General features: G+C 60.8%; 1 pseudogene. It reads left to right on the top strand.

Features of this window, described 5'->3' with window-relative positions:
* Positions 1 to 245, top strand: a pseudogene (locus SB724_RS21460) (NADP oxidoreductase); the annotation flags it as partial.

Here is a 245-nt window from a genome sequence, read left to right as displayed (position 1 = left end):
GCCCCGCCGGTGTCTATGCGGCGGACATCTTGACCAAGTCCGCGGAGGTCAAAGAAGGCCGCGTGGAGGTCAGCATCGACCTCTTCGAGGCTTATCCCGCACCGTATGGCTTGATCCGGTATGGTGTTGCGCCTGACCATCCGCGCATCAAGGGCATCGTCAACGCACTGCACAAAGTGCTGGACCGCGGCGATATCAGGTTCCTGGGCAATGTCACATATGGCCGGGACCTCACCCTCCATGAC

Source organism: Bacillus sp. SIMBA_031, from assembly GCF_046535225.1.
Lineage (GTDB): Bacteria > Bacillota > Bacilli > Bacillales > Bacillaceae > Bacillus > Bacillus velezensis.
This window is presented reverse-complemented; position numbering and strand designations above follow the sequence as displayed.